Genomic DNA, 25,994 nt, shown 5'->3' with positions numbered 1-25,994 from the left:
ATAAAGATTCAGTTCGTCACGGGATCCTCATCTCTTTGTCTAGGTTTGGAGCGGCTTCATCATCACGTTAACTACTGGTTACAAGGATATTAAGCTATAGATAGGGTGTAATATTGGTGTTAAAGGGTTGATACATAGTGAATTCATCATCTATTGATGTATCTCCATAAGTAGAGCCTCTTTGGCTCTACATCTATTCCCAGTCTCTCTAAATTCATGTAGAGATTAAGCAAGGCTTCTTCATCGCTTTTAGCTTGTTTTGGTGGATACTTGAAGTAGAACATAGAAGCCCACTCTGGTGATCCATACACATCCTTGTCCATTAAGGCTTTAGCCAGTCTTACAGTATCTATAAGTATTGATGTAGCCATAGCTTTATCGTCTACAACAAGCTTCAGGTCCACTGTTATAGGCATTCCCATGAATGTTCTAGCCTTAATGTATATATAGGATACCTTAGTGTTCCCTAGAAAAGGTATATATCCGCTAGGTCCTGCAAATAGATTGTCTAGAACTGCTTCAGGATTATTTTGTGTTGAAGCTACAGCCATAGTCTTTGATACCTTTTTGCTTTTCAATCTCTCATGGGCAAGCATGTTCTTGAAGTCGGTGTTCCCTCCTACGTTAAGTTGGTAAGATTCTACTATTTCAGCTCCTCTCATAGCTATAAGGCTTGCAAGAGCTCTATGGATAATTGTAGAACCTAGCTGCCCCTTTATATCATCTCCAAGTACAACAGCTCTATGTTGCTCGAATAATTTCTGGTATACAGGATCACTTGCTATAAACTCCGGTATACAGTTTACATAAGATGTGCCAGCTCTTGCTGCTACTTCAGCATAGAATCTAGAAGCTTTTGCGCTCCCTACTGGTAGTAGATTTACAAGTACATCTACTCTATAGCTCTTGAGCTCATCTACTAATTCATCAGATGTGGGTTCTGGATATTCAGCAGGTTTAAAGTCGTTTACCATATGCTCTGCCACACCATCTAGTATTTTACCCATTCTAACAATAACGTTCTTTCTAGGTATATCGACCAGCTTTGGAACCATATTTGGGTATGATAATATCGCTTCCCCTAGGTCTTTTCCTACCTTCTCTTTAGATATATCGATGGCATATACAACATCTATATCGTTGGGTCTGTAGCCACCTATGGTTTCATGTATGGTACCGAAAACTTCCTCACGGGTTTTAGCATATTCTATTGCTTGGATAAACATAGATGCTATATTTCCTACACCTACTATTCCTACTCTAACCATATTTTTACCCACAAATATTTTCTGCGATAAATACTGTATCAAAAGATATATAAAGCTTTCTTGAGTATTAATCTTGTTGAGCGTAATGGTTCAATCTAAAGCTTTAAAGAGACTCATTAGAAAGGTAACAATAGAGACTCTTTGGCTTTACATAGCTCGTATACTACATGATTCTGAGCCTATGAAAGCTTACGATGTTAAGAAGAAGTTGCAGGAAGTTTTCAATATCAATCCTCCAACAATAACCGTCTACACAGTAGTTTACAGAATGAATAAGGAGGGTCTTCTAGACACCATTAGAATTGGTGGTGAGGTACTCTACAAGTTATCGGATAGAGGAAGAAAAGAGTTCTACGAAGCTCTAGAGTTTCTTGAAAAACTTGTAGATAAATTAAAGATCTAGATCGATGATCTGAAAGCACAATCAGCATCACTAGCTCTTTAAATATCTGTATTTAAGTCTTGATATGAGTCCACTCGTCCTTATAGGTATAGCAATACATGAATCACTGTCCTTCTCTAGATGTCCTATCGTTAAAGCTAGAAGTGTATATATAACACAGATAGCTTCGCCTCGAACTCTAATTATTGCACGTTTTTTCTCAGGTCTATATGAAACTATATCTACGTTACACCTATACCTAAGTATAGGTCCTAACAACTTATCTATGGATTGTTTTACGTGTTCCGATAACGTCTCAAAACCACTATCTAAGCAAACGAACTTAACAAGGACATAACGTTTAATCCTTCTATACTTTTTATGTAGAACTATATGGAATCCTATTTCATCTAGCAAAACCTTAGTGTATCTGTAGAATTTAGCATTCATTATAACAGTTAATACGATTGATATCAATGATAAAGTTAACGCTAGATATGCAACTGTTGTACTATTCATGTCTATGTCCATGGTGTATCAACACCACTAAGTCTTTAACCATCTCTGTATGAGATCCATTGGGTAGAGCTCTAGCATTAACCTACGTTCTCTTCTAGAGAAACCCATAGAATATAGAACAAGATCTATGTGATTAACTAGAATGGCTTTCCTAACGTTTGGGCTAGAGGCTGAAGGAATTACAGCCACATCGTTTTTTAATGCTTTTTCGATTACTGTGCCTAAATAGTAGAACTCCTTCTCTACATCAATATTTGGATGATTTATTAGATGTGTAAGGAATTGATATAGATGTATCTCTATGTATCTAGGCGTAGGAGTTTGAGCCATAACATTTATCTGAGACTCATCAATAAATTTAAGACTGTTTGGAGTTAAAACTATCGTTACTGTTGTACCCAGTTTAGCTAATCTCCTAGCTGATACAGTATCACTAGGTATACAACCATTCAATAAATATCTCGATTTTTTTAAACAAGTATCTATAGTATCTTCAGATACTTGATGTATAGCTCGTGGAACTATGGCTATGGTTACCCTTGTGCTATTTAGTGTATCTATGCATTTCTTTAGAAGTTCTGAATTGAATCCAAAAATTATTGCACTATCTATCTCTAAATGCTTAATCATGTCTAGACATTCGCTGTAGGCTAAATACAAGTTAAACACTTCTATATACACCATCTTTAATCAGATTCTCTAGAAGATTTCGAGCAGCCTCCAACGATTTTTCAACTGAAAATGAGATAGAGACTCTAATAGCATCATCGCCATCGTATACAGCTATATTACCCATATATGCTTCCTGCTTGCTTAACCTCATGAAAAACTCATTGGACTTTTTGTTGTAACGTACATCAATCGTGTTAATGATCAGATTCCTATCTGTTTCTTTCAACATTTTCAATAGATATTTTAGCATCTCTACAGCTTCATCTCCTTCTAGAACTATCTTGAACCTAATTATGGGATTACCATGATATCCGTATAGCGTTTCCTGCTCTATATTAATACTATCTCTCAAGTTTGGAGGAAATACATTGAGTAACGCTTGCTTAACTTTCTCCACATCTTCTGTTGCGTGGCAATGTGTCGTTATAATAATTCTAGATAGAGTTGCTTTGCGCATGTTGATCATCTATACAGAGGCAACGATCTTTATTATAGAATCATCTTGCAGTATGTAGTCTTTTCCTAATTTTTGTTTTGTTCGAGCATCTATAGCGTATATAAAGTGTTTCCCTAGGTCGCTATGAACCATGTAGGCTAGATCTAGTGTTGTTGTACCACGTGGTACTAGGTATGCGTCTGGTAATATGTTGCCCTTACTATCAGTAAATTTGTTATGATCTTCAACTGGATACACAACAATCATGTTCAAAGCTGTGAATACAGTCTCGTTTAAAGTTCTTTGCACACCTGTACTTCCATAGAAATCCATTATCTCCTTAATTATTTCTAGAGCCTTTATCTCGTGTTGAGTGAGACTATTCTTATCAACGATCCTGAATTCACGATCCCCTGGTAAGTAGTCTATAGAACCTTTAGTTACCGCTTTTCTTAATATGAGTTCACCTAAGGCGGTTACAGGTATTATCAATCTATTAGGTAATCGCCTAATAACGCTCTTAAGCATATCTCTTGCCTCAGGTATATCTATCTTATTTGCGGCTATAACTATGGGTTTGGCCTCTAGACGTAGCTCATATACGAACATTCTTAGCTCTTCTTCTCTCCAGCTAGAAGGTTTAACAGAATCCAATTTTGTTTTCGTTAATGTTTTTGCTACATGATCTCTCTTTATGGATAGGCCTGTAAGCCTTTGTGTTAATGCATCTATAACTTGTCCTATATTCATGTTGTCTAGAGATCTTGCAAATCTAGACCAATCTCTCGAAATTATGCTGTACATCCATTCATCATACTCAAGTTCTATCGAGATTATATCTTCATAGGGATCTCTATAACCAGGTTTAACAGGTTTTCCATCTTCATCTGTAGAACCAGAGATATCAATGACATGTATTAATGAGTCGGCCTGTCTAATAACATCAAGAAACTTATTGCCTAATCCACGCCCTTTTGAAGCATCTTTGACAAGACCAGGTATATCGACTAGGGTTACAGGTATGAATCTTTCTCCCTTTATGCATAAAGACGATACTGGTACGCATTTAGGTAAACCCAGTTCTTGATGAACACATTTCTTTCTAATGTATGCTACACCACTACGGGGATCTAATGTAACAAATGGTCTATTTTCTATAGCAACAGGTATAAGTGTAGCTGCGGAAAAGAATGTAGATTTACCAACATTTGTTTTTCCCAGTAGCCCTATCGAGATTTTCGGTATCAATATGTCTAGCACCACATATCTACAGTTTCATCACAGCTTAAAACTTATTACATGCTTAGTTCAGTCTAAGCATCTGTAGGGTGAAGCTAGTGACAAAATCCATGTATCACTACATAGCTGTACTGTGGAGGGAACATGGCGAAGAACATGAAAAACTGATTAAAAGTAGACTTATTGAATGGCGTAGAGAACCGTCAATAGTGAGAATCGAGAAACCCACGAGACTAGAGAGAGCTAGAAAACTAGGCTATAAAGCTAAGCCTGGATTCATAGTAGTGAGGGTGAGAGTAAGAAAAGGTGGTCTTAGAAAACCTAGACCTAGATCTGGTAGAAGACCTAAGAGAATGGGTGTATATGGTCATTCGCCTAAAAAGAGTCTAAGACTTATTGCCGAAGAAAGGGCTGCCCGTAGATACAGAAATCTTGAGGTTTTGAATAGTTACTATGTGGGTGAAGATGGTCTATATAAGTATTATGAAGTAATATTAGTGGATCCGCATCATCCCGCGATACTTAATGATCCAGATATAAACTGGATAGCTAATCCAAGTCAAAGAGGTAGAGTGTTTAGAGGAAAAACATCAGCTGGTAGAAAGATTAGAGGCTTAATAAGAGCCAGAGGTATTAGAGAAACCCATAGACACAAATGGAGAAAGAAGCAGAAAGAGAGGATACTCAAGAAAAGACATGAAGCCAGACGTGGTGCAAGTCTTGTTGCTCCTAAAGAGGTATATAAAGAGTTAGGAATAAAGAAATAACTTTTATTTTAACTGACTTTACTACACCTCATTGCTCTAATGGGTCTATGTACAGAAATAGTGGCACATTTTGTGGTGAGAAACGAGCTACAGCTTCACCTTGATTACATAGTGTGAGGGCCTTTTCGATAGATTTATTAGAAAGATTAAGATATCGTCTAAGTCTTTGCCAATACGCTATCGAACTTGATGCCATAGATATAAGACCTCCACAACTATTAACTATAGTATCAGAATAAGGATAAAGATCATCAATTCCTTGTGTAGCCATAAGTATGGACAAACCAAAACTTCTACTATATCTCGTCAATACTGTGATAAAATCTTCAGCTAAATATGGTAAAGCATGCCAGAGCTCATCAATAACCATAATGATTTTAGGAGTTGTAATCAAGCTGTAACCGAGTTCCTCCAGAATAAATCTCGTCGTGTATAGAATGACTGCAGCGCTATCGACTTTATTTCTAAGGAAGAGAGACTTTAAGTTAACTACATAAGTTTTCTTACTATTTTGTATAGCCAGTGGATGCTCATTAACATCAAGATATACGTTAAACAGTTTCATAGCCGTTTCCAAAGCCTCCTCGATATCTCTATCCAACAATATTTCCTCACTAATCGTTAAACTATCATTAATATCACTACACTTAATACATGTTTCTAGAAGAATTTTTTGGAGAATTCTCTGTTTTGTTGGGTGTAGAGAAAACACCTTAGCAAGTACATCAACAACAGTATTCACAGACTCTAGCTTCTGATGTTTATCGTCATGACAAAAACAGAGAGGTAAGGATGTTTTAACAGGATCTATTACAAAGATATCTTTATAGTTATATAAGGTTAAAATATCTGAATACTCATTTTTTACATCCATAAATATTGCGCATCCTGCATAACGGTTCTTAAACCTGTTAGCTATAGCTGCTAGAGTCAATGTTTTTCCACTACCTGTAGGCCCTATAACAAGGATATGAGGTGAAAAAGATCTAGATATATCCCAGTATATATTGCTACCTGATACAATATCTATACCTACGTATATTCCATTATAATCATTTTTATTGCTCATGAATAGCGTTAAAGGTATAGAGATAGTATCGAGAAGAGCGATTTTTCTACGCAATCTATGGTGAACGAAAATTGAGGAAAATTTCAGCATAATGAGTTTCAAGTAAGGGTTCTAGATCTATATCGAGAACATTTTTTGCTTTGTAAGCCACATTGTTGATATTGTCTGAATCAACTCTATTACTACATATCATAGCAATAATGTTTGAGCTCTTTACAGGTTTTATACCCATTAACACTCGCTTCCTAATATCAAGCAACTTCTCGATGTAGCTACGCAATCTAGTATTAGCTTTATCAAGTTCAAGTTCTACAAGCTTCATTTGCATCATGTGATTTAGTTTAGAGAGGTATTTATTGACATCTACAGGTTGAATATCTGTATAGAAGATTGTTTGACAGAATTCTGTGTTAAATACATCAAGAAACTTCTTTAGATTGTATACATAGTCTAGATAAGTTAGTTCATGTATATTGATAGACCAGTCCTTAATCCTATACAATGCGACAAGATACTCATTACATTTGAAGACTCCGGGCTTGATGCCTCTACAACTTGTTCTACCACTTCGACAACCTGTAATTAGATTTAATCCTTTTTTTAGCATATCTTTAATCATGATGAAGTACATTGTAACGTAATTTGTAATCGTTTCTAATCCCTAGTACCTTAGAAAGTTTTAAAGCGTTAGCGTAAGCTCTTCTGAATATTTCACGCAGATTGATAGGAATCATGTAGTTACTTATTCTGCCGGTTGATTCATATGCTACCAGTTGAAGATTGGATCCCACAAGGTCGTATAGATCTACATCTATTTTTAGGTTCTTCTGTGTGCTCGGTTGTATATATTCCACTGTACCTCTACTGGTGACAATGGTTGTCCCTACGTTCTCGCAATGGTTAACAATGCCTAATTCTAGACAAAGTTTGTTATTCAGAGTAAGTCTAGGGTTTATTAGATCAATACATTTTTTAGGTATCGATATGTGGGGTACACCATAGGCATACTTTACGTGAATCCTATTGCTATGTTCTTCTATACTGGTTCTAAACTCAAGTATTTTATATGGAGGTATGATAATGTGTTTTCGTGCGTCATTGATCTTGAACTCTATATCAAAATATAGTACTTTTTCACAGGGAGTAAGATCAACACACATATTCCCTTTTTGTTCTAATAAAGTATTAGTGCATACTACTAAAAGATTTACAGGATCTAGTACGTCTTTGAACTCGCTGAAGTTCTCGAGTACGCATAGGAGGTTGTTTTCGATTTCTAGAAAGTTAGCTAAATTAATGTTCTCTATATTCGATCTGTCTATTGCAAACCCAAAATCTATATCTCTACCTTTACTAGATAGAAAAACGGTATACCCCTCCTTTAAAAGTCTAATAAACTTCCTAAAGTTAGTTGCATCGTAACCTATCCTCCTTTCTATATGTTCTGTTTTCCACAGTATAGTCAAAAAATTTAGGTTATTATCTACATTACTAGCTTCTATGGGTATCACATATTCGTCAATAACCAAGAGTTTATACACTTTAGGAATAGATTGAAAGTATAATGAAGTATTTTGTCTAGAATTATCTATGTAATCACTGGTATAAGGTTTGCATGGTGTAGGAATGTAGTTTTCAATGCTCTCACCATCAGCTATTACGCTAAATGCATCTACTTTATGGAATCTGGTAAGAGAGGCAAAATTTCTATTGAGTAGAATTGATGTAATGTATCCCCGCATGTATATAGACTTACCATAGTTTTTGCGCAAGACTGTACTCTTTATATTGTATTTTGAGGCTATGTTTTCAGCTTTGTCAATAATAATCCTTCCTAGTATATCAATACATACGACACTTTTATCAGTAAGAGGTCTGCACTTAACAAGGTATCTAGGTATGGATGATAGTTTTTCTAGATATATACCGTTATGGTTTAGATCGACACTATATACATCTATACAATTCTTTTTAAATATAAACAAAAAGGTGTCCACTAGAGTAGCAGAATAAACATTTTCAGCTTTTAGCCTCAGGTATACAAGATTATTCATGAGATTAAATACGTAGACAAAACCTTCATAAACCACTAAAATACTGTTCATGTTTTCGTTTACATCAAAATCCTTTAGCTTATTAACATCTATTCGTGCTACTTTTCTTAAAATCTTCTTCTCGATATCGTATAAAGCCATGATATTTCCATTCGATATACCTAAGATAATGTTGTTCTCTAATAATGATAGAGGCTTAAACCCATGTACAACATCCACTAACGACATTGATTTTAGATCATACACATAATTTCTTTCATTATCTATTTCTATAGATCCAACGTTATTGATCATGTATCCGCGAATATATTTGGTATTTTCATAATCACGGAAGGCATTTGATCTTAAATTCATTCCGTAAATTTTATTACTAATGAATATTTCTGATAGAGAAGAATCACAGACACATAAAGAAATTCTATGGTAATTATTACTGTGGTAGAGTTTGTTGCATTGGTTACGTGGCTCGAAATAGATACCTTCTTCAGTTACGTTAAGTTTGTACAACGTTCTATCATTCGAGACATAAATAGCATGATTAATCAGAGGATGCATGTAGCGTATATCTATGTCTATACTATCTACATCAAAGACATGTATTCCTTTATCGATGGATCCTCTAACGACTTTTATGGATTTGTTCGTAGTTATGTCCGTTATTAAAGCTGATGACTTGTCTAATACTATCGCTTTACAGTTGTTACACGGTATCTTGTAATAAGGATTGGAAAAGTGATCTGATGCTATAGAGTATAACGTTATATAACCGTGTGGTTCTGCAACAATAAAGGGGGTTAATGCAATATCTATTTCCTCGCTATATTTGTCGTATAATATCGGAGGATGAAGATGCAATGTAGTGCTCTTTAGTTCTAAAAGCACGTATCGGCTAGTCTTATATAGCTTGATATCTAAGTTCTGAGGGTCTATCAGTTTTTTCTTGAATTCTATAATTGTAGGCAATGTAGGCATAGTGTGCAATCCGAGATAGATGTTCATTTATATAATGTTAAATCAATTCTTTTATTTGTAGTTTATCTAAAATAGTTCTCAAAGGTGTGAGAAAACATTGGTGAAATCCTTGGATGCTCGTGAGAAGCTACTCAAGATACTTATCTCATTGAAAGACAGGATAGCATCTCCTAGTGATATAATAGCTGCAACAGGTTTGCCAAGGTATGAAGTGTTAGCGGCATTCCATATACTTGAAGCATTAAATATTGTTGAACTAGTCTATATCAGAGGAAATTATAAGCTTTACAAGCTATCTAGTGAAGGAGAGAAGCTGATTAAGGTTCTAGAAAAAGGTGAAAGGTGTAGTATTGAGGTAAAGTCTACTGATGGAGGAAACAATGTAGAGATACTAGAAGTAGAACAAAATAATGCTAATATTGCTGAAGCTGTGTCTTGATGTAGAATAAAAACTGTTTATTCATGATAATTGATCATCAATGGTTACGTTATGTAGTAAGGCCTTTTATCTTGTGTTTGTTCCTGTCTCTGTACATATCGATTTATTATATCTTGAATTTTGTTCTCTATTGTTGTTCCTTTCTCTACAAGCTCATTTGTATCTATGCCTAACTGCCAGACGCTATTTAACAATTCTATAATCATTTTGGCTGCAGTATAATCAATATAATTCATTTCAACAATACTTCTCCAAGTCTCACCCAATAGACAGACAGCTTTTATATTGAATTGTCTAGCCCATCCAACCATTATTCCATTTAATCCGCTTATAACACCTCCAGTTAGTGGTACAGCTCCTTTAGCTATATACTTCTTAATGGTTTCTATATCGTTTCCTACAATGTATACTCTTCTTAGATGTGTTATAGCTTCTGAAACGAAAGCAGCAGCTGTTATAAGTTCTTTAACACCAAAGCTACTTAATTTAGATGCTATGAATCTGCCTAAGCTATGCTGACCTTGATCGCTTATAGGCTGCATTTCACTTGTTATCACCAATATCCCTAGGTTGTTAATTTCCGCAAAACTAATCTCTATATTAAGAACATCAGCCTCTCCTTTATCATTTGAAATTAGATGTGCTGGAAAGCTGTAACCGTATATACGGGCAATTACTTCAGTATTTAAGTAATTCTTAATATGTTCGGCTACAGTCTTGCCAACAAATCCCATACCCGGAAAACCAGCTATAGCTACTGTATTATTATTCTGAGGTGTATTTTTAAGCTTCTCTAGCACCCACATAACATATACACTGTATAGAGCTGTTCTTTCAGAATTTAAAAACATAGATAAAGTAATTTACCATACTAAAGACTCTATCACGAAATAAGACGAATCAGTGATAGTAAAATTTATAGTAGTGTAATGATTTACAATATTATTAGTGGAAATGATATGCAATTCACCTAAGTATGCACAGCTGATCAATACAGTGTAAACTGATCGTAATTTAATCAGAACGTAAGGTATAAAACCTCTGGCATATAGAGTAGTGTTTTGGATATGGGCCCGTAGCTCAGCCAGGTAGAGCGCCCGGCTCATAACCGGGTGGTCCGGGGTTCGAATCCCCGCGGGCCCATAACTTTTATTTAATATGTGTTCTAAGGTCATTAGTAGCATTAGTATGTAAATATAGAACACAAAGATTCTTTATGTTAATTGAGAGCAACATCTATGTAATGTTGCTACAAAAATTTAAGCTCAACTCTATTTGTAAACCATAGGTGACCAGCATAGTATCATTAAGTAAGATTAAGTTTGTGAGAATTATTGTTTCACTAACTTTGACATTATCTACTTTTTATTTGCTAACGTTACGATACTTTAGTGATATTCAATTACTAAGAGGAAGGATGACTGTAGAGTTAATGCCAATAACGAACATCCTTCTATTTTTTTCAATTGCTCTACTTATTATTCGTGATATAGTTTCGATAAAGGCTCTTTATAGAGAGGTTGTATCCATTATATTATTCATAGTATCATCACTGTATTCATTCTTGGGTTCTTTGATAGACATATCTCGACTTATGCCACAAAGCTTTATATATATTCCACCAGCGTTTATATTAATTGAATGTAGTGTAAAACCTAGCTGTGGTACATTTGGTGCATTAACTATAAGCATACCTCTCGGAATTTCATTCACAATATTCATCTATATCGTGTACGAGATCTTTGTAACATACAGAACACGCACTATTGAACAAACTAGCGAAATTATAGGCGGGAGAGATTTTCAAAATATACATAATAATGTAGGTTAGAGGAAAAATCAATGAACTCTGCATCATTATAACAGAATCTGTTGTAGCTATTACAGATCTTTCTTCTCTCGAATACTCTATTATTCTCTTATCTGGTGTTGAAGTCAATTCATATGAAGATGGTATATTACCATAGCCTAGAATTTCGATGAATCTTAGTACGTGATTAAGACTAAAACTGATATTTTTATCTGCAACAAGGATTATGGCATTGGGTTTAAGGTCTAGAATAATGTTTGCAATGATCTTCATAGCTTTCTCGATATACTTAGAATCTTCTACACGTAATTTTGATCCCCTTAAATCTCTAGGAACACAATCATCACACAAATATACTTCTCCTTTCTGAAGCATATTTATAGATGAGATCAAAACATTGTAAAAATCTACGATTAGTTTAAATCCATTCAATTTTTTGCAGAAAAACTTCTTATTAATTTCAGCTACATAATGTTCAGAATGTACACATCGGTAGAGAAGCAATCTATCTTTGCTACTCAATGTATATCTAGCTGTAACAATATTTAATGATGCTTTAACAGGGTAGCGCTTTGTTAGTAGGTATCTATAGTCATAGGCAGCTTCGTATATTTCTTTATCAAACTTAGATGGAGTTTCCATTATATAAACCTCACCATTGGGAACTCATTCTACTTTTCTCAAAAATTTTAGCACTAGGTGTTTAATGTTGTAGCTCTGTAAAAAATAGTATCAAGAATCATTAAGTCGTCACATAAAGGTATTACAACAATAAGTTTTTCAGTCTTGTAAGCATCACTAAACTAAGCTATGTACAAAGAGGAGAAATCATGTTTAATGGACTCGAGTTCGAGGAAGAACTAGAACGTATCGAAGAAGAATTAAGAGAATACGAAACAAAAACCCAGCATCAAGAACATAAAGTTGATAAATCGTTAAAACAGACCTCAAAGTCTACAGGTATAACACGGGTTTCTACAGGTATTCTTGAACTTGATCAAGCTCTTGAAGGTGGCATTCCCAAAGGGTCTTGGGTTGCTATAACCGGTGAACCTGGTACAGGTAAATCTATTTTGTGTATGCATTTCGCTTGGGCTGGTTTAAAGACGGGAGATCCTGCCGTCTATATTACAACAGAAGCAGAATTTAGAGACGTTATTAGGCAGGCTAAACAATTCGGTATGGATTTTGAGCAGTACAATATATACGATATATCGAGCTCTAAAGAACCTCAAGAAACTCCAAACATAGTTGTTATAGATATTTTTGGTCTACTTAGGGTAGCTAAACAGATTAGCGAGACTACATCGGTAGATGCTGAGTTTGTTAGAAAGAGAAGATTTGCAGCACTATATGTAAAGACACTTATAGCATCCATAAGGAAGGCCTACAGAATCCTTGGCGTTCTGAAAGAAGGTGGAAGATCACCTATAAGACATATCAGATTGATTATAGATTCGATGTCTGCCTTTTGGGCCGATAAACCTGCTATGGCTAGAAGATATAGCTATGATCTAAAAGTATCTACACATAGAGAAAACGTAACAGCATATCTAGTTAGTCAGTACGCAATGACTACGAGATCAACATTTGGGTTTGGGTTAGAGCACATAGCCGATGGAGTACTACACCTATGGATGGACGATGTAGAAAGTAGCAAGGAGGTTAGGAGATATATGATAATCAAGAAAATGAGGATGACAAATCATGAGAGGCACGCATTTAAATTGGATATAGTGCCAGATAAAGGTGTTGTACTTTCACCTCTATAGACTATTAGGTTAATATTAGAAGTTGTTTTAGCCGGTTTGTTCAGAATGTAGAGAAGTGCTATGATGGTATGCTTTATCATACTTCATTACTATAGCAATAATTTTGTTTATGAGTTCCTCGACATTTTTAGCAAAAGCGTAAAGACCTTGTGGAGTGTATAGTACGTAATTACAATTCCAGTAAGTTTCGATCAAGAGGTCTGCTGGAACAACCTTAGAATATATAGAGTAATCACCATTAATTACGGTTATCAGGTATTGTGCATTGTTATGCAAAGCTAAGAAGAGAATACACCTAGCCCCTTCTTCAATTACGTAAACCTTCTTAAAGCTTTTTTCTAGTAGTGTTCTTATATAGACCGAATTATAGTTCATGTTATTATACCAATATCGAAGTTTTCTGGGTTCTGATAGAACTCAGTACAGTTTTAATACTTAAAAACTTAATCTAAGGACGTCTTTTTAGTAATCAGTAATAACTGTAAGCTATTGATATACATTTAATGTACAGGTAGGGATCAATGTTAGACGAGAGAGCCTTAAAGTACTATAGAACATTAAGGATACCGTCGGGTCTTTCTAGTCCTTCAAAATACCTCTATACATTCATTCTGACAGTATTAATTCTAATCTATGTACTAATGTGGTATAGCAATAGAATAGATCTAAAGGAGACAGCATCAACATCTATAATTCATACAATGTTTATTGTATTCTTACCACTTTACATAAAGTTATTAATACCTTACACAAGAGCTAGACAGGCTATAAATATGGCTTTTTTTCTTCTGGTTCCGGGAATACCTCTTGAATTGCTGGGAGCTTTAGCAGGGATCTATGGGTTGGCCTACATTGTCATACCATTGTTAGGTGTTATTGTATTAAGGAGTTTTACAGGATCGCGGTACAAATCATATACGGTAATTGTATACACATTAACCGCGGAATTTCTGTTCATGATATTTACGGATAGGTTTATGTTATATAGAATTGTTGTTAGGTTAATCATATCGTCTCTGCCAATAGCTATATCACTGTATTTTGTGAAAATCATATCTAGTAGCCATAGAGAGCTAGATATATTTAAGATAGCAAATGCTTGGATAAAGTCAATGCTTTTAAATACTGATGAAGACTTCTCATTAGCACTCAATTCTATAAGTCAGGAATCAAACATTGTTACACATATAATATTATTTAGAACAAAATCAAAAACAATTGCATATCTAGTACCAGAGATTCATTTTGGACCCTTTAGGAATGTTGGTAGCTCAGCAATACCACATATGTTTGATCAACTAACAAGAGATACCACCATAGTTCCCCTAGTTTTCCATGGTGCGGGATCTCATGAAAGAAACATAGTTAGCGTTAATGAAAGTCAGCGATATGTTAAGGAAGTTGTTGATAGATTGAATTCAATGGACGAATTTACAGAAGACATACTGTATAGACCCTTTAGGGTTCATGATAATCATTTCGAGGCGTTTGTATTTCAAACAAATAATGCATCCTTTATAGCTATTTCAACACCAATAGTAGGTAATGATGATATCCCATTTGAAGTTCAGCTAAGGGCTTTAGAGCTTGGAAAAATGTATGGATTAAGAGATGTAGCCATAATAGATTGTCATAATGTTAAAGGAACACCTATAGAGGATTCAAATGCATATGAAAACATAATATTGTCATCGTTATCAAGAAGTACGGGAGTCTGTAAAGGACTTGGCGCAGGTTATGGTGAAGCATATGTTAAAGGATATGTAGGTGGATTATGTAGTAACAAAGTTAAGGTTTTGACAATCAAGTGTAACAACTCCATGTACGCTATCATATATTTGTATGGCAATAATGCCCTAATTGGTGTTAGAGAAACATTGAGAAAACTAGCAATGGATATGGGATATACTGATGCAGAGATATTTACGGCTGATGATCATACATGTTCAGGTATTACATTTAAAGAACCATATCAAGCAATAGAACTGAATTTCCATCTAGTTAAGGCTGTCGAATTAGCATTAAAGATGAGTCTAAGCTCTATTGAGGATGCTACAATATATTCATCTAAAATCGCAGTTAAAAGTAAAATTGTAGGTCAAAAAATATTCGAGCTTCTTGAATTGGCTAAACTTGTAAGCCAAAAGATCATTAGGTATCTGCTAGCATCATTTTCTCTTGTATATATATTAACATTAATATTATGTCTTACATCAGTATTATTTCACTAAATTATATTATATGTATATACATATAGTTGAATGATCTATGTATGTCACACTTTTTATAAATATTATGCTGTAAGCAAATAAATCAGGGTGATATTCATGAGTATAACGATAGAAAAAATTGCTACATGCTTGGGTCAATCAATATCCGATGTCTATGGTAGAAAGATTGGTGTAGTTGTAGGTGTATACAGCGAAATTGATGGCAAAGTTACAGGAGTAGAGATTATGATAAATGATTCCACATATGAAACTATACCTGCAGAAAGATTAGAAAACAAAGATGACGGAATAAAGGTTTTGCCTGAATGGCTCGTAGAAGCTCAAAAGCTTGAGCGAAAGCTTGATATCTTGAGAAAGAGAATAAAAGCTCTCGAGGAACTCTATAAAAAGAACCAGGTTCCCCAACATGCATATAAAGAGCTTAAGGAGAAATTCGATAAGGAAATAAATAAAGTAAAGATCGAAACAAAATCACTTAAAGATGTCATAAGGAAAAGACAATACGATATAGAGAACTTCATTATACACATAGAGAAGGCTATGACAAACTTGATGATAAGCTATACTTCAGGCGAGTTACCCGAAAATGGCTTCAAAGTTTCTGCAGACTTTATGAGATATGCAAAACAAACAGCATTAGATGAGAAAAAGGATATCGAGAAGCACACATCTTTACTTTCCAAACTCGAAGAAGAACTTACTTCGGTACTCCAATCTTTCGAACCTGAAAAAGCTGATGAAATAGTGAATGTAAACATACAAAGTGGACCAATAGCTGTTAAGGTTACGAGCTAGAGAACATAAACGAATACAATATTACGAGGCAGGAATTTATGTCAACACCCGCAGGAATTTTTGACTCTTTTGCTAAACTAATAAAGATATCATCATCCAGAGATAAACAGAAGGGGGTACTTATATATCTATCATCATCTATTAATGAGCTTAAACTAAGGCTCGAGGAAGTCAAGAGAAGGTTGAAGGAAAGAGATGATGAGCTATTAGCTAATGCTGTGAAAGCTTTAAGTTATAACGATAGAGAAAGAGCAGCTATATATGCATCAGAAATTGTTGAGGTTAGGAAATTAGTAAAATTTGTCAATATAGCCTTGCTAGCTATAGAAAGGGTATTAGAGCGATTAAGAACAATGGATATAGTTAGTGACATGAAGACTCTCTCTACAGCTCTCGGCATACTTAATGAATTGAAGAATATGTTTACACCCACTATGCCAGAATTAGCATCAATGCTCGATACTATAGTTAGTAATACAAACTCATTAGTATCGTCTACACAAGCTCCTGAACCAAGTGTGAATATATTCATTAAAACAAAAGAAGTAGAAGAAATAATGAAAGAGGCGGAGTCTAAAGCTGAAGAAAATATGAGATCGAGTCTACAGCCTTTACCTATACAGCTAAAGAATATGATTGATTCAGTAAACAGAGAAGTAGTTAATAGAATACAAAGAGAAGAGAGATTCATAAGTAATAGAAGTTCTATTCCTACGGCTGTACCCACATCTTATTATAATCATAATGCTAGTAACAATTTAGAAATAAGGATATACCATTATATATTGAATAAGAATGGAATGTTAGATATAAATGAATGTGCAAAGACTTTTGGTATAACGAAGGATGAAGTAATAAAAATTCTCAAAAGATTAGAGGAAAAAGGATTTATAAGAATTACATGATTTTTATTATTTACTCTTAGAGTTAGGCAGTATATATAGTTCTGGGGTGGAAGAGTACCACTTGGTGAGTATATGAGTAGTAGGGAATACCTTGAAAGTCTGGCAAGGAAACACTTAAATGAGGCATTAATTAATGAAAAAATGGGTAATAAACTAGATGCTGCAAAAAACTATAGAAAAGCGGCAGAGATTCTATTCATGCTAGCAAACAATTACAGGAATGATACTATTAGCAATATGTATAGAAATATTGCTGAATCCTATATCAGAAAGGCTCAAGAACTAGAAAAAGAATCGCAAATCTCTATACCATTAGGAGGAGATAACGAATCCAAAGCCGATATAGAAGAATCAATCAAGGAGTTCATTGTAAATAAAAAACCTAGCATAAGATTTGAAGACGTAGTGGGGCTTGATGAAGTAAAGCAGACAATAATAGAATCAGTAATATATCCATATAAAAGACCAGATCTATTTCCTTTTGGATGGCACAAAGGAATACTCTTATATGGACCTCCAGGATGTGGTAAAACACTACTGGTTGCAGCCATAGTCAATGAAATTGAAGGGATTTTCATGTATATTAAGTCATCGAACTTGTTATCTAAATGGCTTGGTGAATCAGAGCGAAAGGTGTCAGCTATTTTTGATTATGCTCGTAAAGTAGGAAGAGAAAAACCTGTTATAGTATTTCTTGACGAAGCTGATGATCTGCTTGGTATGTATGAGCATGAAATTGGCGGGGAAGTGAGAGTCAGAAATCAGTTCCTTCAAGAACTAGATGGGCTTACTGAAAAAGGGGAAAAATACTTCATATATGCTATTGCAGCCACAAATAAACCATGGAAGCTAGACATAGGATTTCTACGTAGATTTCAAAAAAGAATATACATACCTCCTCCAGATACAAAGACACGAAAACATCTATTTGAATACTATACGAAATCTTTAAATGTGTCAAATGATGTTGATTTTGAAACATTAGCTGTACTTACGGAAGGCTATTCTGCTAGTGATATAAGAGACATAGTTTTAGAATCGTATCTTAGAACTATAAGGGAATTATTCCGATCTGGAAAAATAGATGGAAATCCAAGACCTATTGCCATGAACGATTTTACAGAGGTTTTGAAAAATAGAAAACCCAGTATTTCTCTAGAGCTATTGAAAAAATATGAAGAATGGTCAAAGAAGTATGGAACATGATTTTGTATTATATTGTCTATTATATGAACTACAAAACAAACATTATCCTCACCAATTCTAGTTAGAAATACTTAAGTAAAACTCTTCTAATAATCTAGTAATCCACCTTTAGTATAGTTAGTGGCACATAAGGTACATAGATTATTATAGTTCTGTATTATCATACATCACATTATTGTTTATCTTCGCAATTCTACTAGTTCAAGAAGTTCCGGGACAAACTTGAGGACATCATCTATGGTAACTATTCCTAATGCTTTTCCAGATCTATTTATTACTGGGATATGTCCATGTCCCGTCCCTATCATTAACATTATGACGTCTTTGAGGAGGGTATCCGGTTCAACTACTGTTACAGGTCTTGAGACTATGTCTATCATTTTCACAGCTTTTGTATCGAGATTCTTAGCTATAACCTTTATTATCAAGTCTTTAGCTGTAACAATACCCAGAACTACACCGTTATCATCTATTACTATTAATGAAGCTATATTGTACTGCTCCATAAGTTTTATACCTTCATATACCGTAGCTCCACCCCTGATTTGAATGGGATTCGGAACCATTATATCTGAAGCTTTTAGCACATTAGTCACCTAAATCTTACTTATAATTTACTACCAGTTTAACTACTTTACTTCTACCAGGCGTCTTATCAACGACTTCATTAATATTTACTGTTATTGCTATCTCATCAAGTTTTTTTGATTTTAAGAATTCAATGAAATTGTTTGCAATGCTCTGAGGATCATCATCTCCCGGAATTATGACAAAGTATGCTATAGTCCTCTTACTTATCACATCTTCAGGACCTATCAATATTCTAATCAAATTTTCATTTACTATCTCAATACCTATAGCTAACTTAAGTTCAATGTTTCTTAAATAGTTTCTCTCTCCATAAATCATATACGAACCTTTCTGAAGATATTCTCCTGAGGGTGGAGATAACGATATTTGAGATCCTTTTACCCAAAAAACATCAACACTAAATAACTTATTCTTCCATGCTTTACTATAACAAGCTGCTATTAGAGATGCCTCCTTAATGCTATCATAATCGACACTCTTTCCATAGGTTTTTATAACTACGGTACTTGCACCATGAACATCAGCATGAAGCACTATATCATCTGAATCAACCAATCTTCTTATAATTTTCATATTTTGTGAAGCATTTTTTCCACCAATTACTAAGAATCCAGATGATGTAATATACCATATATACGACTCGTACCATTCTTTTGCTTTTTTCATTCTATAGCTAATCCTTTTTTCTTTATACTCTATCTGTTTATATAGCTCCTGAAGTCTGTTTAGAATATCATTTTTTTCCTTTTCTGCTCGATTGATAGATTTATAAATTGATGCCAGAGACTTACGTAAATTATTGTAATTCTCAATAAAGCTTTTTCTGACGTCGAGTTCCAAAATAATTTCTCCTTGTTTTACTCTATACGTTCCTGACGATGGAGAAAAATCGTGTATAGAACCACACAATAGAATTTCATTCCAACCGTTAGACTTTATTTTATCAAGAATACATTTGTGAAGCTGCTCGAAATAGTCATAGTTTTCCTCTATTATTTTTAATCTCTTTTCTAGTTCTACAGATTTCTTCCTCAACTCTTGTACCATATAATCAATTCTATCTATGGTTTTCTTCATACTATCAATTTCTTTCTTTAGATTATGTGAATATACTGTTAATAGTATCTCCTTGAATTCGTTTTCATAATACCTGTTTATTGCATCATTAAGTGTAGAATAATATTCGATTTTATGATTAGTAAACTGCAACGGAATATATGGGTAGAAACCTATAGGTACACCATTTTCATCATAAACTATACATGCTTTATAGCTATTCTCTATAGCATCAATAATATTTTTGTATGTTGTGGCTAAGCATTGGATTTCTGAATCCGATAGCTCCCCCAATTTTTTACCTTTTACGTAGCATTGAATTGATATAGTTTCAGCAATCTCTGGTGGCACTCCAGATTCTCTAACAAGAATTCGGGTAACATCTAGATTGGTTGTTCTACCAACCTTATAAAATATCTCAGAAAGATTCATACAAAAATGTTGCAAAGGAGGAGGCACATATATTAGACCTGGTTTTAATTCTCTATCCTTCATATGTTTGTATTCGTTACATAAAAGTATTCTGTTATCCTCATTTAGTACGCATATACTTCCTCTAGGTAGAAGCTCTACAACAATTTTTCTGGTTGTAGATCTACAGTTTAGATTTATATAGAATATTCTCTCACAAGTGATTTGGGAAAGATCACTAATGTAGCAGTCCTTAAGCAGAGATCTCCATATCTTCTGGGGAGGTTCAGGGTAGGTTTCAGGTGCTAGATCACTAAAAGATACACTTACCCTTTTTGATGGCTCTACGATCAACCAGAACGATAAAGATTTACCACTGTTGTATAGTTTCATTAGAAGTATAGGTCCCTCTGGAATATAGTACAATTTATCTATATACGAATGAGTCACGATACCGCCTTGCTCTTTTAACCATAATTTTAAATCTAGCCAGCTCATACTTAATTTTTTTCGGTGAGTATATGCTGAATCCATATAGCAGCACTTCAATGAAGCTAAGTATTCAGTTTATTATAATACTTCTTAGAGGGATATATGGAGTTTTATGCGGAATCATAATATCTATTTTAGTCAACACAGGATTATTTCTTTCAGTACTTTACAATATTTTTAATGATTTGGCTCCGTATTTTACATGGATATATTTGCCTCTCTTATACATACCTAGTATAATTATTATTAAATTACTTGTAAAAGTAGATACAAAATTTGATCTGCTCTTTCGTGGGAGCTCTGTTTATTTTGCTATATCAATTTTAACATATGTTGTCCTTAACTGTTGTGGTTAAGATGCGACTCTCATGAACTATGAGATGGTTCGTAACTATCTCAAGATAATCATCAGGTAAAACTATATTTCCATACTCATCTAAAGGAAAAGCGTAAGGAAGATGAATATCCACTTCTACGTTATTTCCTAAAATCTTTTTCACGTTTAATCCATAAATAAACTTTATATCGCGTACTTTCTTTCCTAATTCAATTTGCCTTAAAACATATGTAGCTCCAGAAATGGTGTACTGGAGTTTTCCAAGATTACGAGCTCTAGAATGAGGTAATCTATTAGTTATATAGAGCTTGGTTCTTTTTCTAGGTGGATGATTGCCCATTATACCTCCTAGAATAACATATTCTATGCTTGCTAGTTCTTCAGGCTCTAGTTCTTTATCAGCTTCAGGGTCCAGAACGATTACATGATCACAATCCTTCAGCATATCTGTTATAGATATGTTATATACTTTAGCATAGCGCGACAATATTCTGTAATGTTCTTTGTTTTTGATATTTGTAAAAATGACTCTAGATCCATAAATTTTTGCTACAAACTCGTATTCTGCTAATATCCATCTATTTAAGCATGGCTCTAAATGTTCTACAACTACCAGGAAACCTGACATTATTGGTACACCAATTAGTATCACATTCTTTAGATCCTTACCGATTTTGATAATTGAATGAGCTATTAAACTATTCATTATCTATTTCCCACTAAACTTTTAATACCGCCAAAAATACGTAGTTCATTGTTAGGGAGAGAAATTTTGGCATCGCAACCACAGACGAGACCATCTATAACACCTCTACGCGTGCTTAGAGGCTCTATGAACAGAACTGTAATGGTTAAAGTAAAAGAAGGTTCAGAGTTCGTGGGAAGGTTAGTGCTTACAGATCCTACAATGAATGTAGTACTAGAAGAGGCTACAGAATACAATGATGGGGGTAGGGAAACTGTTGCAAAATATGGAAGGATATTTATAAGGGGCAGTCAAATACTCTATATTTCAGTAGACTTTACAGAAGCGAAATTAAGACAAGTATTAGCTAAGGAGGTATAGGTTGATTCAAAAACGTAAAAATAAAAATCAGCCAAGAAAATTCAGTAACTGTCCAATAAATTTTGAATTCTCAATTGATAGAATAGAATGCAAAATATGCAGCCAATTTGAATCATGTTTAAACATATTCATGAAGGCATACAAACTAGCTAAAGAAGTTAGCTAAAGAAGTATAGTGATAGATCAAGATAAAATAAAAACGCTGTCAATATACATTATACATAATCTCTACGAATATTGATAACCCCAGATGAGGTCAGTAATATGAAGAATATATATGTATACGAATATCCATGGCAAGGGGTAGAGAACCTAACAATAGAAATGGTTGAACGAAAGGGACTTGGACACCCAGACTATATAGCTGACGGTATAGCAGAAGCTGTAAGCAGAGAGTTATGTAAATATTACATGAAGAATTATGGAACCATTCTTCATCACAATATAGATAAAGTCCTCGTAATTGGGGGTCAATCAAATCCACGATTTGGTGGTGGTGAGGTTCTACATCCAATCCATATAATTGTATCAGGAAGAGCTACATCTTATGTAAAAACAGCTTCAGATCTAGAATTTATCCCGATAGGCACCATAGTATTGAAGGCAGCTAACGAATGGATAAAATCTAACTTTAGATACCTTGACCCTAGAGAACATGTAATTATAGATTACAAAATAGGTCAAGGTAGTGTAGATCTTGTAGGTATATATGAGCTTGGCATATCTAAAGTTCCCTTGGCTAACGATACAAGTTTTGGTATAGGATATGCTCCATTATCGACATTAGAAGAAGTAGTTCTAAGTGTTGAGCAATTGTTGAATAGTTCACGCATTAAGAAGTTAATGCCAGCTTTAGGCGAAGATGTTAAGGTCATGGGGTTAAGAGTAGGTAAAAAAATAAAGATAACAATAGCAGTAGCTATGGTTTCTCAACAGGTTAAAGATAAAAAAGAATATATGAGTATCAAGGAGGATGCAAAGAACTTAGTAATAGATGAAATTTCAAAAATAGCGCAAAACTATGAAGTTGAGGTACAGATTAATGTGGGTGACAAACCTGAGAAAAATGTATTCTACCTAACTGTAACGGGTACCTCAGCTGAACACGGTGATGATGGAGCTACTGGTCGGGGGAATAGGGTTAATGGACTAATAACACCTATGAGACCAATGAGTTTAGAAGCTACGGCAGGCAAAAACCCCGTGAGTCATGTAGGTAAGATATATAACGTTCTTGCACGTAACATTGCTAATGAGATATATCGACAAATAAATGATGTAACTGAGGTCTATGTGAGTTTGCTTAGTCAGATAGGTCAACCAATAGATAATCCTCTAGCCGTAGATATCAAATTAGTACCACAGAAAACATTAACATCAGACATGATGAATGAAGCAAAAGCTATAGCTAATGAGGCTCTAGAGAATATACATAAGGTAACTATGGATATAGTTGAGGGCAAAGTAACATTATTTTAATGTAATCTCAATCTATTTCTATATAGTGTACCCTGTAGCATTCTTAATTAGAGTATAAATAATTTCTATACTCTGATACTATTCTAATAATATCGTTTAGATCCAAACGTTTTTCTCCACGACTAGAATAAAGAGTACTTACAGCATCAAATAATGACTGTTCTAGATCGTCACTATTTACTAAAATGAAATCATCAAATATATGATTAATCTTGATATTGCATTCTACAGGTATATCATTTTTGAGAAGTAATTGCTTAACATTCTCTGAACATTTCTCGAATAGTATTAAAATTTTGTATTGTTTAAGTATATCTATAACCTCAAGAGATATTGTGTCTTCACTAACAGCCAGTATCTTTGTTCTAGAGACTAATTCTTTCAAACTATGCAAATTAGATAGAGCTAGGTTCTTAATCTTTGGGATACCTATGTATCTCCCTGAAATAATTTTACTCATTATAGATATCAGGTTCATTTTTTCATTAACTAATTTCTCGTTTTCATTTTTTAGTATGATTATTGTATTGCGCAACTGTTTTACTTGTTCCTTCAACATTGTTAATATTCTATCACGATGAGCTTCAAGATCTAAGCTAGCTGATATCTGGAACTTTTTTTCAAATTCTAGCTCTCTTAGTTTGTTCTCTAATTCACGCAACTTAAGTTTTAAACTTTCGTTTTCTCTTGTGAGTTCAAGTAATCTTGCCTCGAGATTCTTTATTCTTTCATCAGATTCTATTGTCTGTCTAGAATAATCCTTAGGTGAACTATTGGATTCTAAGAGTCCCTCTAGATGTTTCTCTATGGAATATTCTATTACCTCATTAATGTTCTTACCCTTTAGAATCATTGCTTTAAGTTCGTCCAGATCTACATCTATTTCGAGTTCTAGTAGCTTCTTCTCGAGTTCTAGTAGCTTTCTCTCATAGGATTTATAGGCCTTTATTGCAGCTGCAAGAGCGTCTTTTTCATGTGAAGTTGATATGTTTAATTCAATACGTTTTTTTCTCTTGATCCATTCAATCAATTTATCTTTAACATCTATTGTTAGAGATTCTGAGGGTGTATATAACGGTACACCAAGTATCGATGATATCTTTTTCGCGCTTTCTGGTGGAGGATTAGTGTCGACAGCGACAAGTACCGGTAAACCGTGATTATATATCTTGTTTATTATTTCAATTCTATCCAAGTTTTTTGACGATTCCAATAACACTATGTTAAGAGAAAGATCTATTAAAGCCAAGCCTGTTTCTATTCCAGGATCGATTCCGATTATTAGAGGTCTTCGTTTTATATCATCATTTGATATTGTTGTAATGCTAGAATATATAGGTCTTACTATGATACGTATATCTCTACCTTTGTATGGTCTAATAACCTTTCTCACGGTTTCACTATCAGTATATACTGTAAAAACAGCACTATCAAGACCTCCACTACCTTTCCGGATTACTAGGTCATAATCTAGTTTCTCTCTTTCTAATAATGATTTAATCTCCTTAACTGTGGCTAGTATGGCTGTTCTCATGCCTCGAGCAAATCTATTAGAACTACTGCCGCCAGGTCCTATAGATTTTGCCCTAGATATTATGATCTTCGTCTTACGCTCTACACCCTTTATCGGTGTACCTAAACCTTGAAGAGCTATTAATGCACATAAATATGCTGTTTGAAGGGATGTAGGCTTATATGATATAGATATACCTAACTTAGAAACTTGATTTAGTAGACTAGTAAAAACGTTATCATTTAAAGTAACTTGGTAGACCTCTGTATGACTTGGAAATAATGAAAGAATTCTAGCTATATCTTGAGACGTTGGTGCAAGTTCATATATATTGTCAAGACCTATTCTGTCTATCGAATATTCCCAAGATAGCTTAATTATTGTGCTTAGTGAGGCTTCGGGAGATTCATACATCACCTTCCCTTCATCATCTATAATAACTACAGAATATCTAGGAGGTACTGTACGTGATAATGGACTTCCCTTAACTATATCTAGTCCAAGTATCTTCAT

At 34.3% G+C, this 25,994-nt stretch carries 26 protein-coding genes and 1 tRNA gene; 11 read left to right on the top strand and 16 right to left on the bottom strand.

What is annotated here, in order from left to right; genetic code table 11:
* Positions 1 to 146: 146 nt before the first annotated feature.
* On the bottom strand, positions 147 to 1,268 hold the full coding sequence (locus QXK50_05675) for an inositol-3-phosphate synthase (GenBank protein ID MEM2008651.1): 1,122 nt from the start codon (positions 1,266 to 1,268) through the stop codon (positions 147 to 149).
* Between the two features lie 73 nt (positions 1,269 to 1,341).
* Here QXK50_05675 and QXK50_05670 point away from each other — a divergent pair, with 73 nt between their 5' ends.
* Positions 1,342 to 1,671, top strand: a complete 330-nt coding sequence (locus tag QXK50_05670; GenBank protein ID MEM2008650.1) for a PadR family transcriptional regulator — start codon at positions 1,342 to 1,344, stop codon at positions 1,669 to 1,671.
* A 30-nt stretch (positions 1,672 to 1,701) separates the two neighbouring features.
* Here QXK50_05670 and QXK50_05665 read toward each other — a convergent pair whose 3' ends face one another.
* Genes QXK50_05665 through QXK50_05650 form a run of 4 tightly spaced genes read right to left on the bottom strand, consistent with a single transcriptional unit; the run spans position 1,702 to position 4,525 of the window.
* Positions 1,702 to 2,181, bottom strand: coding sequence for an Rpp14/Pop5 family protein (locus QXK50_05665; GenBank protein ID MEM2008649.1), 480 nt, complete (start codon positions 2,179 to 2,181; stop codon positions 1,702 to 1,704).
* Between the two features lie 15 nt (positions 2,182 to 2,196).
* On the bottom strand, positions 2,197 to 2,838 hold the full coding sequence (locus QXK50_05660) for a hypothetical protein (GenBank protein MEM2008648.1): 642 nt from the start codon (positions 2,836 to 2,838) through the stop codon (positions 2,197 to 2,199).
* Positions 2,831 to 3,298 carry an RNA-binding domain-containing protein gene (locus QXK50_05655; protein ID MEM2008647.1) on the bottom strand — a complete coding sequence of 156 codons (468 nt, stop codon included), beginning with the start codon at positions 3,296 to 3,298 and terminating at the stop codon, positions 2,831 to 2,833. Before QXK50_05655 ends, QXK50_05660 begins: the two co-directional genes overlap by 8 nt.
* A gap of 9 nt (positions 3,299 to 3,307) precedes the next feature.
* Positions 3,308 to 4,525, bottom strand: a complete 1,218-nt coding sequence (locus QXK50_05650) for a redox-regulated ATPase YchF (GenBank protein MEM2008646.1) — start codon at positions 4,523 to 4,525, stop codon at positions 3,308 to 3,310.
* A gap of 89 nt (positions 4,526 to 4,614) precedes the next feature.
* Between QXK50_05650 and QXK50_05645 the strand changes: the two genes are divergently transcribed.
* Complete coding sequence (locus QXK50_05645; GenBank protein ID MEM2008645.1) at positions 4,615 to 5,283, top strand: 50S ribosomal protein L15e; 669 nt, start codon at positions 4,615 to 4,617, stop codon at positions 5,281 to 5,283.
* Positions 5,284 to 5,311: 28 nt separating this feature from the next.
* Here the strand turns inward: QXK50_05645 and QXK50_05640 are convergent, their stop codons facing one another.
* From QXK50_05640 to QXK50_05630, 3 genes are read right to left on the bottom strand one after another with little or no spacing between them, the layout of a single operon-like run.
* Positions 5,312 to 6,406 (bottom strand): DUF87 domain-containing protein, encoded by a 1,095-nt coding sequence (locus QXK50_05640; protein ID MEM2008644.1) that lies wholly within the window; start codon positions 6,404 to 6,406, stop codon positions 5,312 to 5,314.
* 1 nt (position 6,407) lies between these two features.
* Entirely contained in the window at positions 6,408 to 6,971 is a 564-nt protein-coding gene (locus tag QXK50_05635; GenBank protein MEM2008643.1) for a hypothetical protein, read from the bottom strand.
* Positions 6,964 to 9,378, bottom strand: a complete 2,415-nt coding sequence (locus tag QXK50_05630; protein ID MEM2008642.1) for a hypothetical protein — start codon at positions 9,376 to 9,378, stop codon at positions 6,964 to 6,966. Before QXK50_05630 ends, QXK50_05635 begins: the two co-directional genes overlap by 8 nt.
* A gap of 109 nt (positions 9,379 to 9,487) precedes the next feature.
* Between QXK50_05630 and QXK50_05625 the strand changes: the two genes are divergently transcribed.
* Positions 9,488 to 9,817 carry a hypothetical protein gene (locus QXK50_05625; GenBank protein MEM2008641.1) on the top strand — a complete coding sequence of 110 codons (330 nt, stop codon included), beginning with the start codon at positions 9,488 to 9,490 and terminating at the stop codon, positions 9,815 to 9,817.
* 44 nt (positions 9,818 to 9,861) lie between these two features.
* Here the strand turns inward: QXK50_05625 and QXK50_05620 are convergent, their stop codons facing one another.
* A complete protein-coding gene (locus QXK50_05620; GenBank protein ID MEM2008640.1) occupies positions 9,862 to 10,668 on the bottom strand; it encodes a PAC2 family protein in 807 nt (268 codons plus the stop codon).
* Positions 10,669 to 10,886: 218 nt separating this feature from the next.
* Between QXK50_05620 and QXK50_05615 the strand changes: the two genes are divergently transcribed.
* A tRNA-Ile gene (locus QXK50_05615) sits at positions 10,887 to 10,960 on the top strand.
* A gap of 366 nt (positions 10,961 to 11,326) precedes the next feature.
* Here QXK50_05615 and QXK50_05610 read toward each other — a convergent pair.
* Together QXK50_05610 and QXK50_05605 are read right to left on the bottom strand one after the other, a co-directional pair.
* Positions 11,327 to 11,530 carry a hypothetical protein gene (locus QXK50_05610; protein ID MEM2008639.1) on the bottom strand — a complete coding sequence of 68 codons (204 nt, stop codon included), beginning with the start codon at positions 11,528 to 11,530 and terminating at the stop codon, positions 11,327 to 11,329.
* Positions 11,523 to 12,269, bottom strand: coding sequence for a DUF434 domain-containing protein (locus QXK50_05605; GenBank protein MEM2008638.1), 747 nt, complete (start codon positions 12,267 to 12,269; stop codon positions 11,523 to 11,525). Before QXK50_05605 ends, QXK50_05610 begins: the two co-directional genes overlap by 8 nt.
* A gap of 188 nt (positions 12,270 to 12,457) precedes the next feature.
* Between QXK50_05605 and QXK50_05600 the strand changes: the two genes are divergently transcribed.
* A complete protein-coding gene (locus tag QXK50_05600) occupies positions 12,458 to 13,399 on the top strand; it encodes a KaiC domain-containing protein (GenBank protein MEM2008637.1) in 942 nt (313 codons plus the stop codon).
* A 27-nt stretch (positions 13,400 to 13,426) separates the two neighbouring features.
* On the opposite strand, the gene QXK50_05595 is transcribed toward QXK50_05600, so the two are convergent.
* Positions 13,427 to 13,774 carry a hypothetical protein gene (locus tag QXK50_05595; GenBank protein MEM2008636.1) on the bottom strand — a complete coding sequence of 116 codons (348 nt, stop codon included), beginning with the start codon at positions 13,772 to 13,774 and terminating at the stop codon, positions 13,427 to 13,429.
* Positions 13,775 to 13,920: 146 nt separating this feature from the next.
* Between QXK50_05595 and QXK50_05590 the strand changes: the two genes are divergently transcribed.
* From QXK50_05590 to QXK50_05575, 4 genes are all read left to right on the top strand, one after another.
* Complete coding sequence (locus QXK50_05590) at positions 13,921 to 15,630, top strand: DUF2070 family protein (protein MEM2008635.1); 1,710 nt, start codon at positions 13,921 to 13,923, stop codon at positions 15,628 to 15,630.
* Positions 15,631 to 15,726: 96 nt separating this feature from the next.
* Positions 15,727 to 16,425 (top strand): CdvA-like protein, encoded by a 699-nt coding sequence (locus QXK50_05585; GenBank protein ID MEM2008634.1) that lies wholly within the window; start codon positions 15,727 to 15,729, stop codon positions 16,423 to 16,425.
* 38 nt (positions 16,426 to 16,463) lie between these two features.
* Entirely contained in the window at positions 16,464 to 17,330 is an 867-nt protein-coding gene (locus QXK50_05580) for a hypothetical protein (protein ID MEM2008633.1), read from the top strand.
* Between the two features lie 72 nt (positions 17,331 to 17,402).
* Entirely contained in the window at positions 17,403 to 18,536 is a 1,134-nt protein-coding gene (locus QXK50_05575; protein MEM2008632.1) for an AAA family ATPase, read from the top strand.
* A gap of 179 nt (positions 18,537 to 18,715) precedes the next feature.
* Here QXK50_05575 and QXK50_05570 read toward each other — a convergent pair whose 3' ends face one another.
* From QXK50_05570 to QXK50_05560, 3 genes are all read right to left on the bottom strand, one after another.
* On the bottom strand, positions 18,716 to 19,123 hold the full coding sequence (locus QXK50_05570) for a CBS domain-containing protein (protein MEM2008631.1): 408 nt from the start codon (positions 19,121 to 19,123) through the stop codon (positions 18,716 to 18,718).
* 16 nt (positions 19,124 to 19,139) lie between these two features.
* The gene (gene rqcH, locus QXK50_05565) at positions 19,140 to 21,128 is read right to left on the bottom strand and encodes a ribosome rescue protein RqcH (GenBank protein ID MEM2008630.1); all 1,989 of its coding nucleotides are present in this window, start codon (positions 21,126 to 21,128) and stop codon (positions 19,140 to 19,142) included.
* Between the two features lie 281 nt (positions 21,129 to 21,409).
* Positions 21,410 to 22,129, bottom strand: a complete 720-nt coding sequence (locus tag QXK50_05560; protein MEM2008629.1) for an RNA methyltransferase — start codon at positions 22,127 to 22,129, stop codon at positions 21,410 to 21,412.
* Between the two features lie 66 nt (positions 22,130 to 22,195).
* Here QXK50_05560 and QXK50_05555 point away from each other — a divergent pair, with 66 nt between their 5' ends.
* Positions 22,196 to 22,489, top strand: a complete 294-nt coding sequence (locus QXK50_05555; GenBank protein ID MEM2008628.1) for a U6 snRNA-associated Sm-like protein LSm6 — start codon at positions 22,196 to 22,198, stop codon at positions 22,487 to 22,489.
* Positions 22,490 to 22,753: 264 nt separating this feature from the next.
* Complete coding sequence (locus QXK50_05550) at positions 22,754 to 23,968, top strand: methionine adenosyltransferase (GenBank protein ID MEM2008627.1); 1,215 nt, start codon at positions 22,754 to 22,756, stop codon at positions 23,966 to 23,968.
* A gap of 43 nt (positions 23,969 to 24,011) precedes the next feature.
* On the opposite strand, the gene QXK50_05545 is transcribed toward QXK50_05550, so the two are convergent.
* Entirely contained in the window at positions 24,012 to 25,994 is a 1,983-nt protein-coding gene (locus tag QXK50_05545; GenBank protein ID MEM2008626.1) for a DUF460 domain-containing protein, read from the bottom strand.

The organism is Ignisphaera sp., assembly GCA_038831005.1.
GTDB lineage: Archaea > Thermoproteota > Thermoprotei_A > Sulfolobales > Ignisphaeraceae > Ignisphaera.
The sequence above is the reverse complement of the archived record's forward strand: the minus strand, read 5'-3'. Positions and strand labels throughout refer to the sequence as shown.

What these genes read in the sequence shown, in the direction of transcription:
- QXK50_05675 (MEM2008651.1), bottom strand. Translation starts at nt 1,268, where the DNA reads ATGGTTAGAGTAGGAATAGTAGGTGTAGGAAATATAGCATCTATGTTT.
- QXK50_05665 (MEM2008649.1), bottom strand. Translation starts at nt 2,181, where the DNA reads ATGGACATAGACATGAATAGTACAACAGTTGCATATCTAGCGTTAACT.
- QXK50_05655 (MEM2008647.1), bottom strand. Translation starts at nt 3,298, where the DNA reads ATGCGCAAAGCAACTCTATCTAGAATTATTATAACGACACATTGCCAC.
- QXK50_05635 (MEM2008643.1), bottom strand. Translation starts at nt 6,971, where the DNA reads ATGATTAAAGATATGCTAAAAAAAGGATTAAATCTAATTACAGGTTGT.
- QXK50_05630 (MEM2008642.1), bottom strand. Translation starts at nt 9,378, where the DNA reads ATGCCTACATTGCCTACAATTATAGAATTCAAGAAAAAACTGATAGAC.
- QXK50_05620 (MEM2008640.1), bottom strand. Translation starts at nt 10,668, where the DNA reads ATGTTTTTAAATTCTGAAAGAACAGCTCTATACAGTGTATATGTTATG.
- QXK50_05605 (MEM2008638.1), bottom strand. Translation starts at nt 12,269, where the DNA reads ATGGAAACTCCATCTAAGTTTGATAAAGAAATATACGAAGCTGCCTAT.
- QXK50_05600 (MEM2008637.1), top strand. Translation starts at nt 12,458, where the DNA reads ATGTTTAATGGACTCGAGTTCGAGGAAGAACTAGAACGTATCGAAGAA.
- QXK50_05595 (MEM2008636.1), bottom strand. Translation starts at nt 13,774, where the DNA reads ATGAACTATAATTCGGTCTATATAAGAACACTACTAGAAAAAAGCTTT.
- QXK50_05590 (MEM2008635.1), top strand. Translation starts at nt 13,921, where the DNA reads ATGTTAGACGAGAGAGCCTTAAAGTACTATAGAACATTAAGGATACCG.
- QXK50_05585 (MEM2008634.1), top strand. Translation starts at nt 15,727, where the DNA reads ATGAGTATAACGATAGAAAAAATTGCTACATGCTTGGGTCAATCAATA.
- QXK50_05580 (MEM2008633.1), top strand. Translation starts at nt 16,464, where the DNA reads ATGTCAACACCCGCAGGAATTTTTGACTCTTTTGCTAAACTAATAAAG.
- QXK50_05575 (MEM2008632.1), top strand. Translation starts at nt 17,403, where the DNA reads ATGAGTAGTAGGGAATACCTTGAAAGTCTGGCAAGGAAACACTTAAAT.
- rqcH (MEM2008630.1), bottom strand. Translation starts at nt 21,128, where the DNA reads ATGGATTCAGCATATACTCACCGAAAAAAATTAAGTATGAGCTGGCTA.
- QXK50_05560 (MEM2008629.1), bottom strand. Translation starts at nt 22,129, where the DNA reads ATGAATAGTTTAATAGCTCATTCAATTATCAAAATCGGTAAGGATCTA.
- QXK50_05550 (MEM2008627.1), top strand. Translation starts at nt 22,754, where the DNA reads ATGAAGAATATATATGTATACGAATATCCATGGCAAGGGGTAGAGAAC.
- QXK50_05545 (MEM2008626.1), bottom strand. Translation starts at nt 25,994, where the DNA reads ATGAAGATACTTGGACTAGATATAGTTAAGGGAAGTCCATTATCACGT.